Source organism: Streptomyces sp. NPDC021012 (assembly GCF_044333355.1).
Lineage (GTDB): Bacteria > Actinomycetota > Actinomycetes > Streptomycetales > Streptomycetaceae > Streptomyces.
This window is the reverse complement of the sequence record NZ_JBIRQU010000004.1, coordinates 262,775-278,656: the sequence shown is the minus strand read 5'-3', so window position 1 is coordinate 278,656 and position 15,882 is coordinate 262,775. Positions and strand designations below refer to the sequence as shown.

Sequence of the window (15,882 nt, the reverse complement as noted above, 5' to 3'; positions counted from 1 at the left end):
GTGTTGCAGACAGCGGAGTACGCGCGGGCGGTGACGGTGGCGGCGAACCCGTTCGTCACGGAGGAGTACATCGAGGAGAAGGTCACCTCGCGGATGGACCGAGCGAGGATCCTCGCGGACGCTACAAGGCCCGAGTACTGGGTGATCCTGCACGAGAACGCGGTGCGCACACCCGTGGGAGGCCCGGCGGTGATGGCGGCAACGCTGGATCACATCACGGCCCTGATAAGGGAGCGGCGGGTGCTGGTGGCCGTGCTGCCTCGGGCCGCAGGCGCACACGCCTCCATGGATGGCTCGCTCCGGCTCATGGAGTTCGACGACCAGCCGCCAACCGCCTATACAGAGACCTCGTTTTCGGGGACGCTCCTGGATGATCCGGCAGCAGTGAAGCGTGTACAGCGCGCCTACGATCTGCTCAGGGTCGCCGCCTTGTCGCCGGAGGCGTCCCTGGCCCTGATCGAATCGGCGGCGGAGGACTTCAGACGATGCGCACGTACGACCTGAACAACGCCCACTGGCGCAAGAGCAGCTACAGCAATGGTGAAGGCGGCAACTGCGTCGAGGTCCTCGACAACATCCCCGGTGTTGTCCCGGTCCGCGACAGCAAAATCACCGACGGCCCCGTCCTCCTCGTCCCCGCCACCGCCTGGACCGCCTTCCTCGCCGACATCAAGGCGTGAGCGGCGCCGCCTGACGCCTGCGCCACCACGTCAGCGCGGGCGCGAGCGCCGCGAGGACGAGGAGCACGCCCGCGATGGCCAAGTGCGCCGGCGTACGCCCCTGCGTCAGGACGTACGCCGCGCAGGCCGTCCCGCCGAGGGTGAGGCCGAGGGCGGGCGGCCAGCGGTCTGCGGCCAGGCCGGTGATGACGACGACGTACGCGGGTACGGCGGCGAGGGCGAGGACCCAACCGTTCAGCCGGTACCCCGCGGCGGCAACGCAGCCGCCGCGGGGGCCGGTTCGGCAGCCGCCTTCGACGAGGCCGAGGAGGCCCCAGGTCACGGCGGCCAACACCACGGCGGTGAGGGGTATCCACCAGGGCTGCGACCAGTTCTCCTCGTCGAGCGTCCATCTGCTGCCGCGTCGGCTCATGGCCGTCCCTCCCCCGTTGGCACTCCGCCGCGCGCGGTCGCAGCATGGAAGGAGGAGAACCGGTTCCCTTCCATGCCGCACGCACATCGCCGTGGGAGTCACCATGCCCATGCTGCTGATCAAGGGATCCTTCCATCTCTCGGGCTTCACGGCCCCCGACGGGGACACCGTCCCCTTCATTCCGGACTACGTGGGCGAGTGGAAGCTCGTCCGGGGCTGTGAGAAGCCCCAGCCGGCGCGGGACGGGCACGTCGACATCCGGCTCGAAGGCATCGACGCGTTGGAGACGCACTACTCGGGGAACTACGGGGACGAGAAGCGCCAGCCGGCGAAGTTCGGCGACCAGGCGACGGACGCGCTGCTGACGTTCCTCGGTTTCAGCGACATCCGGCGGACCCCCGACCCGCACCACCCGCACGACATGATCTCGGCGACCCCGGCGTCGGTCCCGGGCTTCATCCTCACCAACGGCGCCGACGTCTTCGGCCGCTGTGTGGCGTTCGCCTGTGCGGGGGAGCCGCCGGGGGCCAGCGGCTATGAGCTGGACGTGTCGGTGAAGCTCCTGAAGGAGAGGACGGCCAACTACCACCTGCTCTCCGAGGGCCTGGTGTATCCGACGTTCTACGAGGGCCTGCTTCCCGCGCTGCGCAACGCGCTGGCCGACGGCAAGGCGGAGGCGCAGACGGGGGTCGGCAAGGGCATCTGGAACGTCTCGACCGACTCGATGAATGACGTGACCCTCAGCGGGGCGAAGATCACCGGGATGGATTCGATCACCGGCGACGTGGTGATCCTCCCGAAGCTCTTCCGCCGCCTGAAGGAGTACTTCTCGCTCGGCAACACCACGCTGGACGGCTTCCTCACCTACCTGGCGGGGGCCGCGGACAGGTTCCTCGACCTGACGCAGCCCGACCCGAAGGAGCAGATCGGGCTGCACCGGATCGTCGAGATCACCAACGGCGGCACGGTGAGGATGACGATCCCTTCGGAGAAGATCCTCTTCAAGCCGAAGTGAGCGCTCGCGCGGGCCGTCGACCGAGGCCGTACGCGCCCGCCGCCAGTGCCCACAGCAGGACGGGCAGCGCGGCGACGCGCTCCATGCCGCCCATGCCGAGGCCCAGGTAGTGGCGGGACAGGAAGAGTCCGAAGGCCGTCAGCGCGACGAGGCCGAGCGCGCTCGTGGCCCGGCGCAGCGCGCCCGGCAGCTCCCGGGCCAGGCCGCCGCCCGCCGCCACGAGGCCGATGTTGCCCAGGCCCATGATGAGGAGGGCACCGAGGACGTGCAGGTTCTCGTCGGTGTCGGCGGGCGCGAGGCCCGCGAGGACGAAGCCGAGGCCGGCCCCGGCCACGAGGACCCGCGCCGTGACGGCGGCGGCGCCCCGGCGCCAGAGCGGGCCGGTCAGTACGGCGCCGACGGCGAGCAGGGCGCCGAGGACGACGAACGAGCCGTTCATGAGGCCGTGTTCGGGCGAGCATATGAAGCGGGGCTCCGGCTCGCTCTGGAGCGCGCAGAGCGCGTTCCCCAGGTCACTGATGTTGTTGTGGGCCCAGCTGTAGGGACGCACCCAGGCGGACTCCACGATTCCGTGGACGACGAAGAACTGGCCCACACCCGCGATCCACGCGGCACAACCGATGCGTTCTCTCATCCGCCCAGCCGATCACGCGGGTCCGGCCGCGAACATGGTGGCGACCCCCGCGCCCGGGATGGGGCCAACCCCCGTGCCACGAAACGGAAGTGGGCGCCGCCCGACTCCCGGGCGGCACCCCTCCCGTGAACCGCGCCCCGCCCCTACGATCTCCGCCATGCCGATCACTCCGTCCATACCCGTCGTCCAGGGCTCCAGGAAGGCCTCCCTCCGACTCGAAGGCGACGCGCTGCTCCTGAGCCGCCCGCACGAGGAGGCGCGTATCCCGCTGGCGGCGATCGAGCGGATACGGGCCGAGGGGCGGAAGCTCACCGTCGAGCTGACGGCTCCGGCGGGGACGACCCGCTACGTGCACAGGATCGACGGGGTGAGCGAGGCGGGGGCCGGCATGTTCGCCGAGACCGTGAACGCCGTCCTGCCGGGGACGCCGGGGCGGGACACGACGGCCGACGGGACCGCCCTCGTGGAGACGCGCGAGCTTCCCCTGAGCCGGCGGGCGAGGAAGCTGCGGCGCGTGATGTGGGTGGCGGCCGGCGGCTTCGGGCTGCTCGTCCTCTCGTGCGTGCTCATCGCCGTCGCCGGGGAGCCGGTCGCCGTGATCGCCTTCGCGCCCGGAGGGATCGTCGCGGTCGCGGCCCTCGCCGTCGGCGCGAACGCGCTGGCCGGCTGGTACCGCGAGTGGCGTCTGATCCGGCACGGCATCACGACCTTCGCCGCCGAGGTCCCGGAGAGGCCGGGGATGTACCTGTACACGGACCCGGCGGGGCTGATCCGCCATGTGTCCACCTGGGCCGGCGGCATCGCCGTCAAGGTCAGCTACGACCCCGTCGACCCGGGGAACGTCGTCCTCCCGAGGGCCGCCCTGTTCCGGCGCGGGGAGCTCGCGATCGGCCTGTTCTGCACCCTCGTCGCGCTCGCCGGCCTGGGCGGTACGGTCGCCTGGGCGGTCATGGCCTTCGTCGATCCCGAGTCGGTCTCCGGCGCCTTCTAGAGTTACTTATGGAAGTCATAAGTTCGCCTTATGAGCCCATAGACCGGGGGTGGGTACCACTCCGCGCGAGGTGTTATTTAGGGTGTCCTAAGTGTCGGCGGCTCCGCCGCCACGTCGCTTGCGAAGGGAAACCCGTCATGCCCCGCCCCCTCCGGGTCGCGATCGTCGGCGCCGGCCCCGCCGGGATCTACGCCGCCGATGCGCTGCTGAAGTCCGACGCCGCCGCCGAGCCGGGCGTGTCGATCGACCTCTTCGAGCGGATGCCCGCGCCGTTCGGCCTGATCCGCTACGGCGTCGCACCCGACCACCCGCGCATCAAGGGCATCATCACCGCCCTCCACCAGGTCCTCGACAAGCCGCAGGTCCGCCTCTTCGGCAACGTGAACTACGGCACCGACGTCCACCTCGACGACCTGCGCTCCTTCTACGACGCGGTGATCTTCTCCACCGGCGCCATGTTCGACCGCGAGCTGAACATCCCCGGCGTGGAGCTCGACGGCTCGTACGGCGCGGCCGACTTCGCGTCCTGGTACGACGGCCACCCGGACGTCCCGCGCACCTGGCCCCTGGAGGCCGAGAAGGTCGCGGTCCTCGGCGTCGGCAACGTGGCCCTGGACATCGCGCGGATCCTCGCGAAGACGGCGGACGAGCTGCTCCCGACGGAGATCCCGGCGAACGTCCACGACGGCCTCAAGGCCAACAAGGCCGTCGAGATCCACGTCTTCGGCCGTCGCGGTCCGGCGCAGGCGAAGTTCTCCCCGATGGAGCTGCGCGAGCTCGACCACTCGCCGAACATCGAGGTCATCGTCAACCCCGAGGACATCGACTACGACGAGGGCTCGATCGCCGAGCGCCGCAAGAACAAGCAGACCGACATGGTCGCCAAGACCCTGGAGAACTGGGCGATCCGCGACGTCGGCGACCGCCCGCACAAGCTCTTCCTGCACTTCTTCGAGTCCCCCGTCGAGATCCTCGGCGAGGACGGGCAGGTCGTCGGCCTGCGCACCGAGCGCACCGAGCTCGACGGCACGGGCAACGTCAAGGGCACCGGCACCACCACCGACTGGGACGTCCAGGCCGTGTACCGGGCCGTCGGCTACCTCTCCGACGAGCTGCCCAAGATCCCGTGGGACGCCGTCTCCGGCACCATCCCGGACCAGGGCGGCCGCGTGCTGGAGGAGACCGGCGAGCACATGGCCTCCACGTACTGCACCGGCTGGATCCGGCGCGGTCCCGTCGGTCTCATCGGCCACACCAAGGGCGACGCCAACGAGACCGTGGCGAACCTCCTGGACGACTTCGCGAACGGGCGCCTGCTCACCCCGGGGACCCCGGAGGAGGACGCGGTCGTGTCCTTCCTGGAGGGCAAGGGCGTCACGTACACGACGTGGGAGGGCTGGTACGCCCTCGACGCCGCCGAGAAGGCGCTCGGCGAGCCGCAGGGCCGCGAGCGCGTGAAGATCGTCGAGCGCGAGGACATGCTGCGCGCCAGCGGCGCCATCAAGTAGGGGTTCGCGGGGCCCTCACCTCTTCCCGGTCCTACCCTGAAAGGACCCGGAAGAGGTGAGGGCCATGTCCGCACCCACGATCGACCGGATCGCGCGGGCGAGGGACGCGGCGACCCGGGAGTCCTGGTCCGAGGCGTACGGGCTGCTGCACGCCCACGACGCCCACCCCTCCCGCGCGCCGACCGCCGGCGACCTGATGATCCTGGCCGACGCCGCCTGGTGGTCGGGTCATGTGGACGAGTCCGTCGCGGCCCGGCTGCGGGCCCACGCGGCGTACGTGGCGGGCGGCGACCACCGGGGCGCGGGGCTCGCCTCCTGGTGGCTCTCGTACGAGTACGCGGGCCTGGGGCGGCCCGCGGCGGCGGCCGGCTGGCTGCACCGGGCCCACCACCACCTGGACGACGAGCCGCCCTGCCCCGAGCAGTGCTTCCCCGCCTGGACCGACGCGGAGCAGGCGACGGCCCGCGGCGACCGCGCGGCCGCCCTCGCCGCGACCCACCGGATGACCCGGCTCGCCCTCCGCTCCGGCAGCCCCGACCTGCTCGCCCTGAGCCGCCAGGCCGAGGCCTCGGTCCTCCTCGCGCACGGCCGCCGCGCCGAGGCCCTGGCGCTCCTGGACGAGGCGATGCGCGCGGTCACGGCGGGCGAACTGACCGGCCTGTTCACGGGCCTGCTGTACGACCTGGCCCTGACCCGGTGCGGGGAGGCGGCGGAGCTGGGCCGCGCGGTGGAGTGGACGAACGCGGCGATGGAGTGGTGCGCGCCCCCGTGGACGGGCCGCCCGGCGCACACGGCCGGCACGGGCCCCGTCCCCTCCGGCGAGAACCCCTTCCGCGGGATGTGCCGGGCGCACCGGGTGCGGGTGCTCGACCTCCTCGGGGCGTGGGCGCTCGCGGAGGCGGAGGCGCGGCAGGCGTGCCGGGAGGTGCCGGCGGACCGCCTGGACGCGGCGGCCGCCGCGTACTGCACCGCCGGGGACGTCCAGCGGCGCCAGGGCCGCCTGGAGGAGGCCGCCGTCTCGTACGCGCACGCCCACGAGCTGGGCAGGATCCCGCAGCCGGGGCTCGCGCTGCTGCGGCTCGCGCAGGGGCGGGCCGAGGCGGCGGTGGCGGGCGTCGAGCTGGCGCTCGCCTGCCAGAGCGATCCCCGCCACGACCTCCTCGGCCGGGCCCGGCTGCTCGCCGCCAGGACCGAGGTGGCCCTCGCCGTCCGCGACGTGCCGGGGGCGGCGGGCGCGGCGGGCGCGCTGGAGGTGCTGGCCGGGGACGTACCGCTGCTCCGGGCGATGGCCTGCTCGGCGCGGGGCGCGGTGGCGCTCGCGGAGGCCCGGCCGGAGCCCGCGCTGCGGCTGCTGCGCCCGGCGCTCGCCGGCTGGCTGGCCCTGCGGGTGCCGTACGAGGCGGCGCGGACGCGGACGCTGGTCGCGGCGGCCTTCCGGGCGCTGGGCGACGGGGCGGCGGCCCGCCGGGAACGGGGCGCGGCGCGGGCGGCGTTCGAGCGGCTCGGGGCCGTACCGGTCTGAACGCCCTCTACGGGAAGGGCCTCAGAGGGCCAGGGCCGTGATCGAGAGGGCGCCCGTCAGGAAGAAGAAGCAGGCGATCCAGCCGGCGCCCTTCATGAAGCCCTCCTGGGCCCTGCGCTCCGTGCGGACGGCCTTCCTCGTCCCCTGGTACACGCTCTTCACGTTCCGGGGGTGGTGGACGAGCGGGTACGTCTCTCCCACCACGTGGACCGGGTAGGCCGACACGCCCGTGTCGTACCGGGCGGTCTCCCCGTTCAGCCCCGGGAACTCGTACCGGACGTGCGCGGTGCCCCTGTTGCCGAACGGCACCAGGTGCGCCAGCCGGGCCTGGACCAGGACGCCCGTCTCCTCGAGCACCTTCATCTTCTTCGCCTCCTGCCGCGAACCGGCCATCACCATCAGGCTGAAGACGCAGGCCGGCACGGACACGACGGCGGCACAGACGAGTACCACGTTCACCATGTTCACAGGGCGGACGGTACGGCAACACAGGTCCTACCATCACCCCCATGTCGATCTCTTCGTCCATACCCGTCCTCCTGGGGGACGGGAACGCCGAACTCCGCTCCGAGGGCGAGGCGTTGCTGCTGCGCCGTCCCCGCGAGGAGGTGCGCATCCCGCTGGCCGCGGTCGCGCGGGTCCGCGCCGAAGGGCGCGACGTCACCGTCGAGTTGACGGCTCCGGCCGAGGCCGAGGCGGTCTCGTACCGGATCGAGGACGTGAGCAGGGCCGCCGCCGGCGTCTTCGCGGACGCCGTGAACGGCGCGCTGCCGGACCGCGCCGCCGGGGAGGAGCCGGTCGACGGCTCGACCCTCGTCACCGTCACCGTCCTGGGCGGTCCGGAGGCGGAGGAGGACGAGCAGGCGGAAGAGGAGAAGGCCGAAGCCGCCCTCATCTGGGCCCCTCTGGCGTTCGGCCTGCCGCCCGTCGTGCTCTCCGCGGTCGTCGGGTTCGCCGGGAAGGACCTGGACCGGGCGGTCGCGGTGCTGATGCTCGGCTTCGTCGCCGGGGCCTTCGGCTTCCTCGCCTGGCTGGCGCTGTGGTCGGCGTGGAGCGACTGGTACCTGCCCCGCCACGGCATCACCGTGGAGGCGGACCCCGTCCTCATCGAGGGCCGGGGCACCTACGCGTACACGGACGCCACCGGAAGGCTCCGTCCCGTCGGCGCCGGGGACAAGGCCAGGGGCGAGACCATCAGGGTCGCCTACCACCCGCGGAAACCGCAGCGGGCGGTCCCCCACAAGGGCACGGGCTCCCTCGTCGGAACGCTGATCGGAGGCGTGGTCCTCCTCGCCCTCGCGGCGCTCCCCTGCTGGGGCGCGGTCGCCCTCGCGCTGCCCGCCTTCGGCTGACGGGCCCCGGCTAGGAGACCGTGCGGGCCGAGGCGAGGAGGCGGACGGTGTCCTCGGGGGCGAGCGCGAGCGCGTTCCCGACGGTGCCGAGGACCTCGGTCTCGGCCGGGCTGTAGGGGCCGTCCGCGAGGGCGATCCGGGCGGCCTGGAGCAGGATCGACTCGCGCCCGGCGGGGGCCAGGTGCGGGGTGAGCGGCTCCAGGGCCTCGTGGAGCTCGATCGCGAGGAGCGTGCCCTCGGGGTTCACCTCGGGCATGAAGCGCCCGGTGTCGGCCTCCAGGGCCTCGACGAGGTCGACGAGCTGGACGGCCGTGCACTCGGCGAAGCCGGCGGACCGGACCGCGCTGACGGCCCGGTCCAGGGCCTCGCCGGAGTCGGTGCCGCCGGCCGCGAGGACGGCCAGGGCGACGGTGTGCACGGCGTCCCGCAGCATCGCCGAGAAGCGGCCCGTCGTCGGGTGGTCGAGCACCTCCGTACCGAAGTGCGTGTGGCAGGCGGCGCACTCGACGACGGGGCCGGTACAGCCCCGGGGCAGGACGGGGACGCCCAGGACGGCGAACCTGCGGCGGCCGGTGCGCCGCCGGTAGTTGCGGTCGCCCCCGCACTCCTCGCAGAAGAACTCGCCGTCTCCGACGGTGTTCCAGGAGGTGCGGATTCCGCAGATGCCGAGTTTCCCACCACGTGAATTCCGGGCAGACCGCACACGCACCTCCTCAACGGCCCGGCTGCACTGCCGGCGTTGGCGTGATGTTAGCCACATCCTCGATGTGGCGTCAGCACCCCGTCAGGAGTTCGCCCCCTAGTTGGCCGAGACATGCCATCGCTCTCGCGGGCTCAGGAAGTGCGGCGACGGCGCTTCGCGAAGGCCAGGAAGCCGCCGCCGACGAGGACGGCCGCCACGGCGGCTCCGATCGCGCCCGGACCGATGGCCGAACCGGTCGTCGCGAGATCACCCTCCGGGGTGGCGGACGGCGCCGGGGCCGGGGCCGAGCCGGAGGGGGTCCCGCCGGGGGTCTCGCCCGGGGCGCCCGGGGTGGAGGGCGACGCGGAGGGGGTCCCGGTGCCCTCCGGGGCGGTCGGCGTGCCCTCGGGCGCCGGGGTGGTGGTCGAGGGCTTGGGCGCGGGGGTGTCGGTCGGCTTGGGCGTCCCGGGGGTGACGACCGGGCCGGGGGTGGTCACCTCGGGGAGGCAGCCGGTGAAGTTCATCTGGTGGGTCTCGGCGCCGGGGACGGTGTCCAGCGACTCGGCGATCACGGAGCCGTTGATGTGGCCGGGGCCGTAGCCGCCCTTGCTTCCCATGCTGACGGCGGCGTTGGGGGCGAGGATCGCGCCGGGCCAGGCGGCGTAGTTCTTCTTGACGGTCTCGGCCTGCGGGAAGTTCCACAGCAGCTTGGAGCGGATGCTCTTGTGGCCGTCGGTGTGCCGGTCGTAGTCGTCCTGGACGTACGCGCCGCCCTCGGAGATCCAGACGCCCGAGGTGGGCTTGGACTGCATGTCGTACGAGGCGCCGATGACGTTCACGAGGGTGGAGGAGCCCACCGGGACCTTGAGGTAGATCTCGCCGGCCTTCTCCAGGTCGGCGCTGCTCAGGGCGAAGACGTTCAGCTTCGCGTCGGTGCCGGTGAGGTAGAGGCTGCGCCCGTCGACGGCCGCCTCGCCGTTGGGCTTGATTCCCGCCCAGGCGGTGGAGCGCTTGCGGAGCTCGGTGAACTCCTTGCCGAAGTCGATCGGGGAGGGTCCGGTCGCGACCTTGTCGCCGTCGACGCCGAAGCCGCCGCCCCGGGAGTCGTCGACGACCTTGCCGGCTATGCCGGAGCCCTTCACCAGGACCACGCCGTTGGCCTTGAGGGTGCCGCCGACGACGAGGCTGTGGCCGCCGGGCAGCTTGGCGAGGTCGGCGTCGGAGAGCTTGGAGCCGACGGAGAAGCCGGACAGTCCCGGCTCGCCGAAGGTGGCGTCGCCGCCGACCGCGACCGCGCCCTCGGAGTCCGCGTGGCGGACGGAGTCCTTCTCGATGAACTCGGCGTACAGACCGGCCGTGCCGAGCGGTTGCGTCACGCACTCCGCGGGGGTGGCGGAAGCGGCGGGGGCCCAGCCGATGGCGGCGCCGGTCACCGCGAGGACGGCGGCCACGGCAGCGGTCGTGCGCATGCGGAACTCCAGGTCGGGGAGGTGTGGAGGGGATGTGAAGCCGACCTTCCGGCACGCCCTGATGTCCCGTCAACTTCTCCCATATCCCGGAAAATCGGACGCCGCCGACTGTTCCTCCTTAAGTCAAGCTAAAGGCGTGACGGAGGTCACAGTCGGCGGCGTCCGGGGGTGGTGCGAGGGGTCAGCGGGCGGAGCGGTTGACCGCCGAGACGACCGCCTTCAGGGAGGCGCGGGTCGTGTTGGCGTCGATGCCGATGCCCCACAGGACCTTGCCGTCGATGGCGCACTCGATGTACGAGGCGGCCTGCGCGGAGGCGCCCTCGCTCATCGTGTGCTCCTGGTAGTCCAGCAGGCGGGCGTCGACGCCGATGGACTGCAGGGCGTCGAAGAACGCGGAGATCGGACCGTTGCCGGAGCCGGTCAGGACGGTGTCGACGCCGTCGACGACCGCCTCGACGCGCAGGGTGTCGGTGCCGTCCGTGTCCGAGGTCGACTGACCGGAGCGCAGCTGGATGCGCCCCCAGGCGTTGTCCGGGTTGGGCAGGTACTCGTCCTGGAAGACGCCCCAGATCGCGGCCGGCGTGACCTCGCCGCCCTCGGTGTCGGTCTTCTGCTGGATGATCTTCGAGAACTCGATCTGCATCCGGCGGGGCAGGTCCAGCTTGTGGTCGTTCTTCAGGACGTACGCGATGCCGCCCTTGCCGGACTGCGAGTTGACCCGGATGACGGCCTCGTAGGAGCGGCCGACGTCCTTCGGGTCGATCGGCAGGTACGGGACGGCCCACTCGATCTCGTCGACGGTCTTGCCCCGGGCGGCCGCGTCGGCCTCCATGGCGTCGAAGCCCTTCTTGATGGCGTCCTGGTGGGAGCCGGAGAAGGCGGTGTAGACCAGGTCGCCCGCGTAGGGGTGGCGCGGGTGGACCTCCATCTGGTTGCAGTACTCGGAGGTGCGGCGGATCTCGTCGATCTGCGAGAAGTCGATCTGCGGGTCGACGCCCTGCGAGAACAGGTTCATGCCCAGCGTCACCAGGTCGACGTTGCCGGTCCGCTCGCCCTGCCCGAACAGGCAGCCCTCGATGCGGTCGGCGCCGGCCATGACGGCCAGCTCGGCCGCGGCCACGGCCGTGCCGCGGTCGTTGTGCGGGTGGACGGAGATGCAGACGTACTCGCGGCGGGTCAGGTTCCGGGCCATCCACTCGAACCGGTCCGCGTGCGTGGACGGCGTCGAACGCTCCACGGTGGCGGGCAGGTTGAGGATGATCTCGCGGCCCGGACCGGGCTGCCAGACGTCGCAGACCGCCTCGCAGACCTCCAGGGCGAAGTCCAGCTCGGTGTCGGTGAAGATCTCGGGGCTGTACTGGTAGCCGAAGGTGGTCTCCGGGCCCAGCAGCTTCTCCGCGTACTCCATCACCAGGCGGGTGCCGTCGACGGCGATCTGCTTGATGTCGTCCTTCGAGCCGCGGAAGACGACCCGGCGGAAGGTCGGGGCGGTCGCGTTGTACAGGTGGACCGTGGCGCGCTTGGCGCCCTTCAGGGACTCCACGGTCCGCTCGATCAGGTCCTCGCGGGCCTGGGTCAGGACGGAGATGGTGACGTCGTCCGGGATCGCGCCCTCTTCGATGATGGAGCGCACGAACGCGAAGTCGGTCTCGCCGGAGGACGGGAAGCCGACCTCGATCTCCTTGTAGCCCATGCGTACGAGCAGGTCGAACATCTCGCGCTTGCGGGCCGGGGACATCGGGTCGATCAGGGCCTGGTTGCCGTCGCGCAGGTCGGTGGACAGCCAGCGGGGCGCCTTGGTGATGCGCTTCTCGGGCCAGGTCCGGTCGGGGATGTCCACGGCCTCGTACTGGCCGTACTTGTGGATCGGCATCCCGGACGGCTGCTGCGTGTGGGTCGCGTTGGTGACGGGCGTCGGGCGGCTGACGAAAGGCGACTGGGACATTGCGTAGGGCTCCTCGGGGTCCTGCGGGAGAGGGGGTCCCCCCTGCTCGAGCGAAGTCGAGAGCTTGGGGGAGGCCGACGTGACGCAACACCGAAACCCGCGGGGAGGGGGTCGGCCTACGACTACAGGCCCTCGCCGCGGCAGCTAAGGAGAAGCAGCCCGAAACGCATGATGTGCGTCACCATAGCCCAGGTCCGTGGAAGGCGGACGTCCTGTTTCAGTATGCAAGACGGGGCCCGCGTCAAGGCGGAAAGGTGACCCATCACTCCATTTCGCCAATCCTCGTCGCTGCTCGTGACACCGACGGTACGCAGTGCCACATTGCTGGCATGACTCCCCACACGCCTGTCTTCTGCTCGATCGTCCCGCCCCACGTCCTCGACAAGCTGGCCCAGGACGGCAACGACGCCGCGCGCCGCACCCTGGAGCACGACGGCGCCCTGCGGACCCGCCGCCGCGTGACCGCGCTGCGGGGCATCGCCGCCCCGGAGTCCTCGCCCACCGGGAAGCCGAAGCGCACGATCTTCGACACCGGGCACACCGCCACACTGCCGGGGAGGAAGGTCCGCGCCGAGGGTGACGACCCCACCTCCGACGCCACCGTCAACCGGGCCTACGCGGGCCTCGGCGCCACCTTCGACCTCTTCCAGCAGGCCTACGGACGCGACTCGGTGGACGGGACGGGCCTGCCCCTCAACGCCACCGTCCACTACGACCGGCAGTACAACAACGCCTTCTGGGACGGCGAGCAGATGGTCTTCGGGGACGGGGACGGCGAGATCTTCCTCGACTTCACCCTCCCGGTGGACGTCATCGGCCACGAGCTGACCCACGGCTTCACCCAGTACACGGCGGGCCTGGAGTACTACGGCCAGTCGGGCGCGCTCAACGAGTCCGTCTCCGACGTCTTCGGCTCGCTCGTGAAGCAGTACGCCCTCGGGCAGACCGCCGAGCAGGCCGACTGGCTGATCGGAGCCGGGCTCCTCGGACCGTCCGTGGACAGCGGCGTGGCGCTGCGCTCCATGAAGGAGCCGGGCACGGCGTACGACGACGACGTCCTCGGCAAGGACCCGCAGCCCGCGACGATGGACGACTACGTCCGCACCAGCCGCGACAACGGCGGGGTCCACATCAACTCGGGCATCCCCAACCACGCCTTCTACCTGCTCGCCACCGAGCTCGGCGGCAACGCCTGGGAGCGGGCCGGACGGATCTGGTTCGACGTGATGACCGGCGGCACGCTGGCGTCGGACGCCGACTTCGCCGACTTCGCTCGGGCCACCGTGGCGGCGGCCCGGACGCTGTACGGCGAGAGCGACGAGGTCCAGGCGGTCCTCAAGGCGTGGTCGTCCGTGGGGGTGCCCACGAGCTGACCGGCTGGTAGACAGGGCCCATGCGGATTCGAGTGCGGCGCACGGGCGGTTTCGCGGGCATCGAGCGGTCGGCGGAGGTGGAGGTCTCGGGACCCGAATGGGAGTCCCTGGCCTCCACCGTCCTCACGGACGGCGACGGCGACGTCCGGGGCGTGCCGGACGGCTTCTCCTACGAGATCGACATCGACGGCCGCACGGTCCGCTGCGGCGACCCCCGCCTCACGGACGCCCAGAGGACCCTCGTGACGAGGGTCCTCAAGGAAGGCGCCTGAACCTCGGAAGCCGAGCTTGCGCAGCTGCTTCGGGGCCCCTTTTCACCGCCGTCCTCCGGCCGGACGGTGGGGGCTCCCCTAGAAGCCGAGCTTGCGCAGCTGCTTCGGGTCGCGCTGCCAGTCCTTCGCGACCTTCACGTGGAGGTCGAGGAAGACGGGGGTGCCGAGGAGGGCCTCGATGTGCTTGCGGGACTTCATGCCGACCTCCTTGAGGCGGCTGCCCTTGGGGCCGATGATGATGCCCTTCTGGCTGGGGCGCTCGATGTACACGTTCGCGTGGATGTCGAGCAGCGGCCGGTCCACCGGGCGGTTCTCGCGCGGGATCATCTCCTCGACGACCACCGCGATCGAGTGCGGCAGCTCGTCCCGTACGCCTTCGAGCGCGGCCTCGCGGATCAGCTCCGCGACCATGACCTGCTCCGGCTCGTCCGTGAGGTCGCCCTCCGGGTAGAGCGGCGGGGACTGCGGGAGGAGCGGGATGAGCAGGTCGGCGACGAGCTGGACCTGCTTGTCGCCGACGGCGGAGACGGGCACGATCTCGGCCCACTCGATGCCGAGCTCCCGGCCGAGCTGGTCGATGGCGATCAGCTGCTCGGCGAGGGTCTTGGAGTCCACCAGGTCGGTCTTGGTGACGATGGCGACCTTGGGGGTCTTCTTGATCTCGGCGAGCTCCTTGGCGATGAAGCGGTCGCCGGGGCCGAGCTTCTGGTCGGCGGGCAGGCAGAAGCCGATGACGTCGACCTCGGCCCAGGTGGTGCGCACGACGTCGTTGAGCCGCTCGCCGAGGAGGGTGCGCGGCTTGTGGAGGCCGGGGGTGTCGACCAGGATCAGCTGCGCGTCCGGGCGGTGCACGATGCCGCGGACGGTGTGCCGGGTGGTCTGCGGCCGGTTCGAGGTGATGGCCACCTTCTGGCCGACCAGAGCGTTCGTGAGGGTGGACTTGCCCGCGTTGGGGCGGCCGACGAAGCAGGCGAAGCCGGCCCGGTGGACGGCTTCGGTTTCTTGGTTGCGAGCGCTCATGGGGGCCATTGTCCCCGATGAGCGCCCGCCTCACGCACTCAGTGCCCGGCGGCGGCGTATCCGCAGGCCGTAGAGCCCGGCCGCGCCGCCCACGAGGAGGACCGAGGCCGCCAGCCAGGGCAGGGCCAGGAAGGAGGCGGTGCCGGTCTCCCGCACGCCCTTCGCGGTGGCGGTGAGGGTCACGTCGCCCCAGTCGAACTGCGGGGAGCCGGTCCAGCGCTCGGTGAGCCGGATCCTCTGCCGGGGCAGCAGCTCGGCCGGGACCCCGGCCAGGTCGCGGTCGAGGAGGGTGCGGCCGAAGAGGCCCTGGGCCTTGAGGACGACCTTGGGGTTGAGGGTGACGTTGCCCCGGTTGGTCAGGGTGTACGAGACGAGGGCGGTGCTCGTACGGGTGCCGGGGACCCACGGCCGGTCCTGGTCGAGGGTGACGTCCTCGACGGCGAGGGCGGGGACGGTCGGCCCGTTGACCCTCAGGTAGACGCGGGCGCCGACCGCGCGCTGGACGCCCATGGCGACGGCTCCCTTCCCGCCCGGGGCGATCCGCTCGTCGAGGGCGACGAGGGCCCCGGGGTGGTCGCCGGGGTCGGCGTCGGCGGGGACGGCCAGGGTGTAGGGGACGGTGACGGCGGAGCGGGCCGGGACGGTGATCCGGGTCCGCTCGGGCTTGATCCAGGCGCCCGCGCCGGTCTGCTTCTCCCGCTGGGTGCGCACGGCGAAGCCGCCGTCCCGGTCGGTGTTGTAGGCGTCGGCGCCGTACAGCCGGAAGGTGAGCGGGGCGGCGGTCTTGTTGGCGACGGTGACCCGGTCGGTGAGCGTGGTGCCGGGGTCGGCGGAGAGGTAGAAGTACGGGCGGCCGCCGAGCTTGGAGGCGGCCGGGTAGACGGCCCACTCGCCGTTCTCGGCGGCCTGGGCGCCCGGCGCGAGGCCGAGCAGCACGAGGAGCGTGCTCAGGAGGAGGACGTACGGCTTCGTGCGCACGGGTGCGGACCCCCGGGGTGCGGATCGGG

17 protein-coding genes are annotated in these 15,882 nt (G+C 71.9%); 9 read left to right on the top strand and 8 right to left on the bottom strand.

Annotated features, from left to right (window positions below):
• Both ACH4TP_RS15440 and ACH4TP_RS15435 read left to right on the top strand, forming a co-directional pair.
• Window positions 1-504: DUF5753 domain-containing protein (locus ACH4TP_RS15440; RefSeq protein WP_398438111.1), on the top strand; the 504-nt coding region annotated here is incomplete at its 5' end.
• Window positions 486-680, top strand: a complete 195-nt coding sequence (locus ACH4TP_RS15435) for a DUF397 domain-containing protein (protein WP_398438109.1) — start codon at window positions 486-488, stop codon at window positions 678-680. The genes ACH4TP_RS15440 and ACH4TP_RS15435, both read left to right, overlap by 19 nt.
• On the opposite strand, the gene ACH4TP_RS15430 is transcribed toward ACH4TP_RS15435, so the two are convergent.
• The gene (locus ACH4TP_RS15430) at window positions 670-1,092 is read right to left on the bottom strand and encodes a hypothetical protein (protein ID WP_398438107.1); all 423 of its coding nucleotides are present in this window, start codon (window positions 1,090-1,092) and stop codon (window positions 670-672) included. The two genes, ACH4TP_RS15435 and ACH4TP_RS15430, sit on opposite strands and share 11 nt — an antisense overlap.
• Window positions 1,093-1,195: 103 nt before the next feature.
• Here ACH4TP_RS15430 and ACH4TP_RS15425 point away from each other — a divergent pair, with 103 nt between their 5' ends.
• On the top strand, window positions 1,196-2,107 hold the full coding sequence (locus ACH4TP_RS15425; RefSeq protein WP_398438106.1) for a nuclease: 912 nt from the start codon (window positions 1,196-1,198) through the stop codon (window positions 2,105-2,107).
• Here the strand turns inward: ACH4TP_RS15425 and ACH4TP_RS15420 are convergent.
• Window positions 2,094-2,741: a DUF998 domain-containing protein gene (locus ACH4TP_RS15420; RefSeq protein WP_398438104.1), complete on the bottom strand. Its 648-nt coding sequence runs from the start codon at window positions 2,739-2,741 to the stop codon at window positions 2,094-2,096. The genes ACH4TP_RS15425 and ACH4TP_RS15420 overlap by 14 nt on opposite strands.
• Before the next feature lie 157 nt (window positions 2,742-2,898).
• On the opposite strand from ACH4TP_RS15420, the gene ACH4TP_RS15415 reads away from it, so the two are divergent.
• The 3 genes from ACH4TP_RS15415 to ACH4TP_RS15405 all read left to right on the top strand — a co-directional run bounded on the left by ACH4TP_RS15415 (window position 2,899) and on the right by ACH4TP_RS15405 (window position 6,762).
• Window positions 2,899-3,732, top strand: coding sequence for a hypothetical protein (locus ACH4TP_RS15415; RefSeq protein WP_398438103.1), 834 nt, complete (start codon window positions 2,899-2,901; stop codon window positions 3,730-3,732).
• 137 nt (window positions 3,733-3,869) lie between these two features.
• Window positions 3,870-5,240 carry an FAD-dependent oxidoreductase gene (locus ACH4TP_RS15410; RefSeq protein ID WP_389221762.1) on the top strand — a complete coding sequence of 457 codons (1,371 nt, stop codon included), beginning with the start codon at window positions 3,870-3,872 and terminating at the stop codon, window positions 5,238-5,240.
• A gap of 64 nt (window positions 5,241-5,304) precedes the next feature.
• Window positions 5,305-6,762, top strand: coding sequence for a LuxR family transcriptional regulator (locus ACH4TP_RS15405; RefSeq protein ID WP_398438101.1), 1,458 nt, complete (start codon window positions 5,305-5,307; stop codon window positions 6,760-6,762).
• 21 nt (window positions 6,763-6,783) lie between these two features.
• Here ACH4TP_RS15405 and ACH4TP_RS15400 read toward each other — a convergent pair whose 3' ends face one another.
• Entirely contained in the window at window positions 6,784-7,230 is a 447-nt protein-coding gene (locus tag ACH4TP_RS15400; RefSeq protein WP_398178497.1) for a hypothetical protein, read from the bottom strand.
• Window positions 7,231-7,271: 41 nt separating this feature from the next.
• Between ACH4TP_RS15400 and ACH4TP_RS15395 the strand changes: the two genes are divergently transcribed.
• Window positions 7,272-8,114 (top strand): hypothetical protein, encoded by an 843-nt coding sequence (locus tag ACH4TP_RS15395; protein WP_398438099.1) that lies wholly within the window; start codon window positions 7,272-7,274, stop codon window positions 8,112-8,114.
• 10 nt (window positions 8,115-8,124) lie between these two features.
• On the opposite strand, the gene ACH4TP_RS15390 is transcribed toward ACH4TP_RS15395, so the two are convergent.
• The 3 genes from ACH4TP_RS15390 to leuA all read right to left on the bottom strand — a co-directional run bounded on the left by ACH4TP_RS15390 (window position 8,125) and on the right by leuA (window position 12,210).
• Complete coding sequence (locus ACH4TP_RS15390) at window positions 8,125-8,817, bottom strand: TerB family tellurite resistance protein (RefSeq protein ID WP_389221770.1); 693 nt, start codon at window positions 8,815-8,817, stop codon at window positions 8,125-8,127.
• A gap of 131 nt (window positions 8,818-8,948) precedes the next feature.
• Window positions 8,949-10,265, bottom strand: a complete 1,317-nt coding sequence (locus tag ACH4TP_RS15385; RefSeq protein WP_398438097.1) for a choice-of-anchor A family protein — start codon at window positions 10,263-10,265, stop codon at window positions 8,949-8,951.
• Window positions 10,266-10,446: 181 nt separating this feature from the next.
• Window positions 10,447-12,210 (bottom strand): 2-isopropylmalate synthase, encoded by a 1,764-nt coding sequence (leuA, locus tag ACH4TP_RS15380; protein ID WP_389221774.1) that lies wholly within the window; start codon window positions 12,208-12,210, stop codon window positions 10,447-10,449.
• A 329-nt stretch (window positions 12,211-12,539) separates the two neighbouring features.
• Between leuA and ACH4TP_RS15375 the strand changes: the two genes are divergently transcribed.
• The gene (locus ACH4TP_RS15375; protein WP_398438095.1) at window positions 12,540-13,583 is read left to right on the top strand and encodes a M4 family metallopeptidase; all 1,044 of its coding nucleotides are present in this window, start codon (window positions 12,540-12,542) and stop codon (window positions 13,581-13,583) included.
• A gap of 20 nt (window positions 13,584-13,603) precedes the next feature.
• On the top strand, window positions 13,604-13,855 hold the full coding sequence (locus ACH4TP_RS15370; RefSeq protein ID WP_389221778.1) for a protealysin inhibitor emfourin: 252 nt from the start codon (window positions 13,604-13,606) through the stop codon (window positions 13,853-13,855).
• A gap of 78 nt (window positions 13,856-13,933) precedes the next feature.
• Here ACH4TP_RS15370 and era read toward each other — a convergent pair whose 3' ends face one another.
• Window positions 13,934-14,884: a GTPase Era gene (gene era, locus ACH4TP_RS15365; RefSeq protein WP_398438093.1), complete on the bottom strand. Its 951-nt coding sequence runs from the start codon at window positions 14,882-14,884 to the stop codon at window positions 13,934-13,936.
• Between the two features lie 21 nt (window positions 14,885-14,905).
• Complete coding sequence (locus tag ACH4TP_RS15360; RefSeq protein WP_398438091.1) at window positions 14,906-15,853, bottom strand: WxL protein peptidoglycan domain-containing protein; 948 nt, start codon at window positions 15,851-15,853, stop codon at window positions 14,906-14,908.
• Window positions 15,854-15,882: the final 29 nt, after the last annotated feature.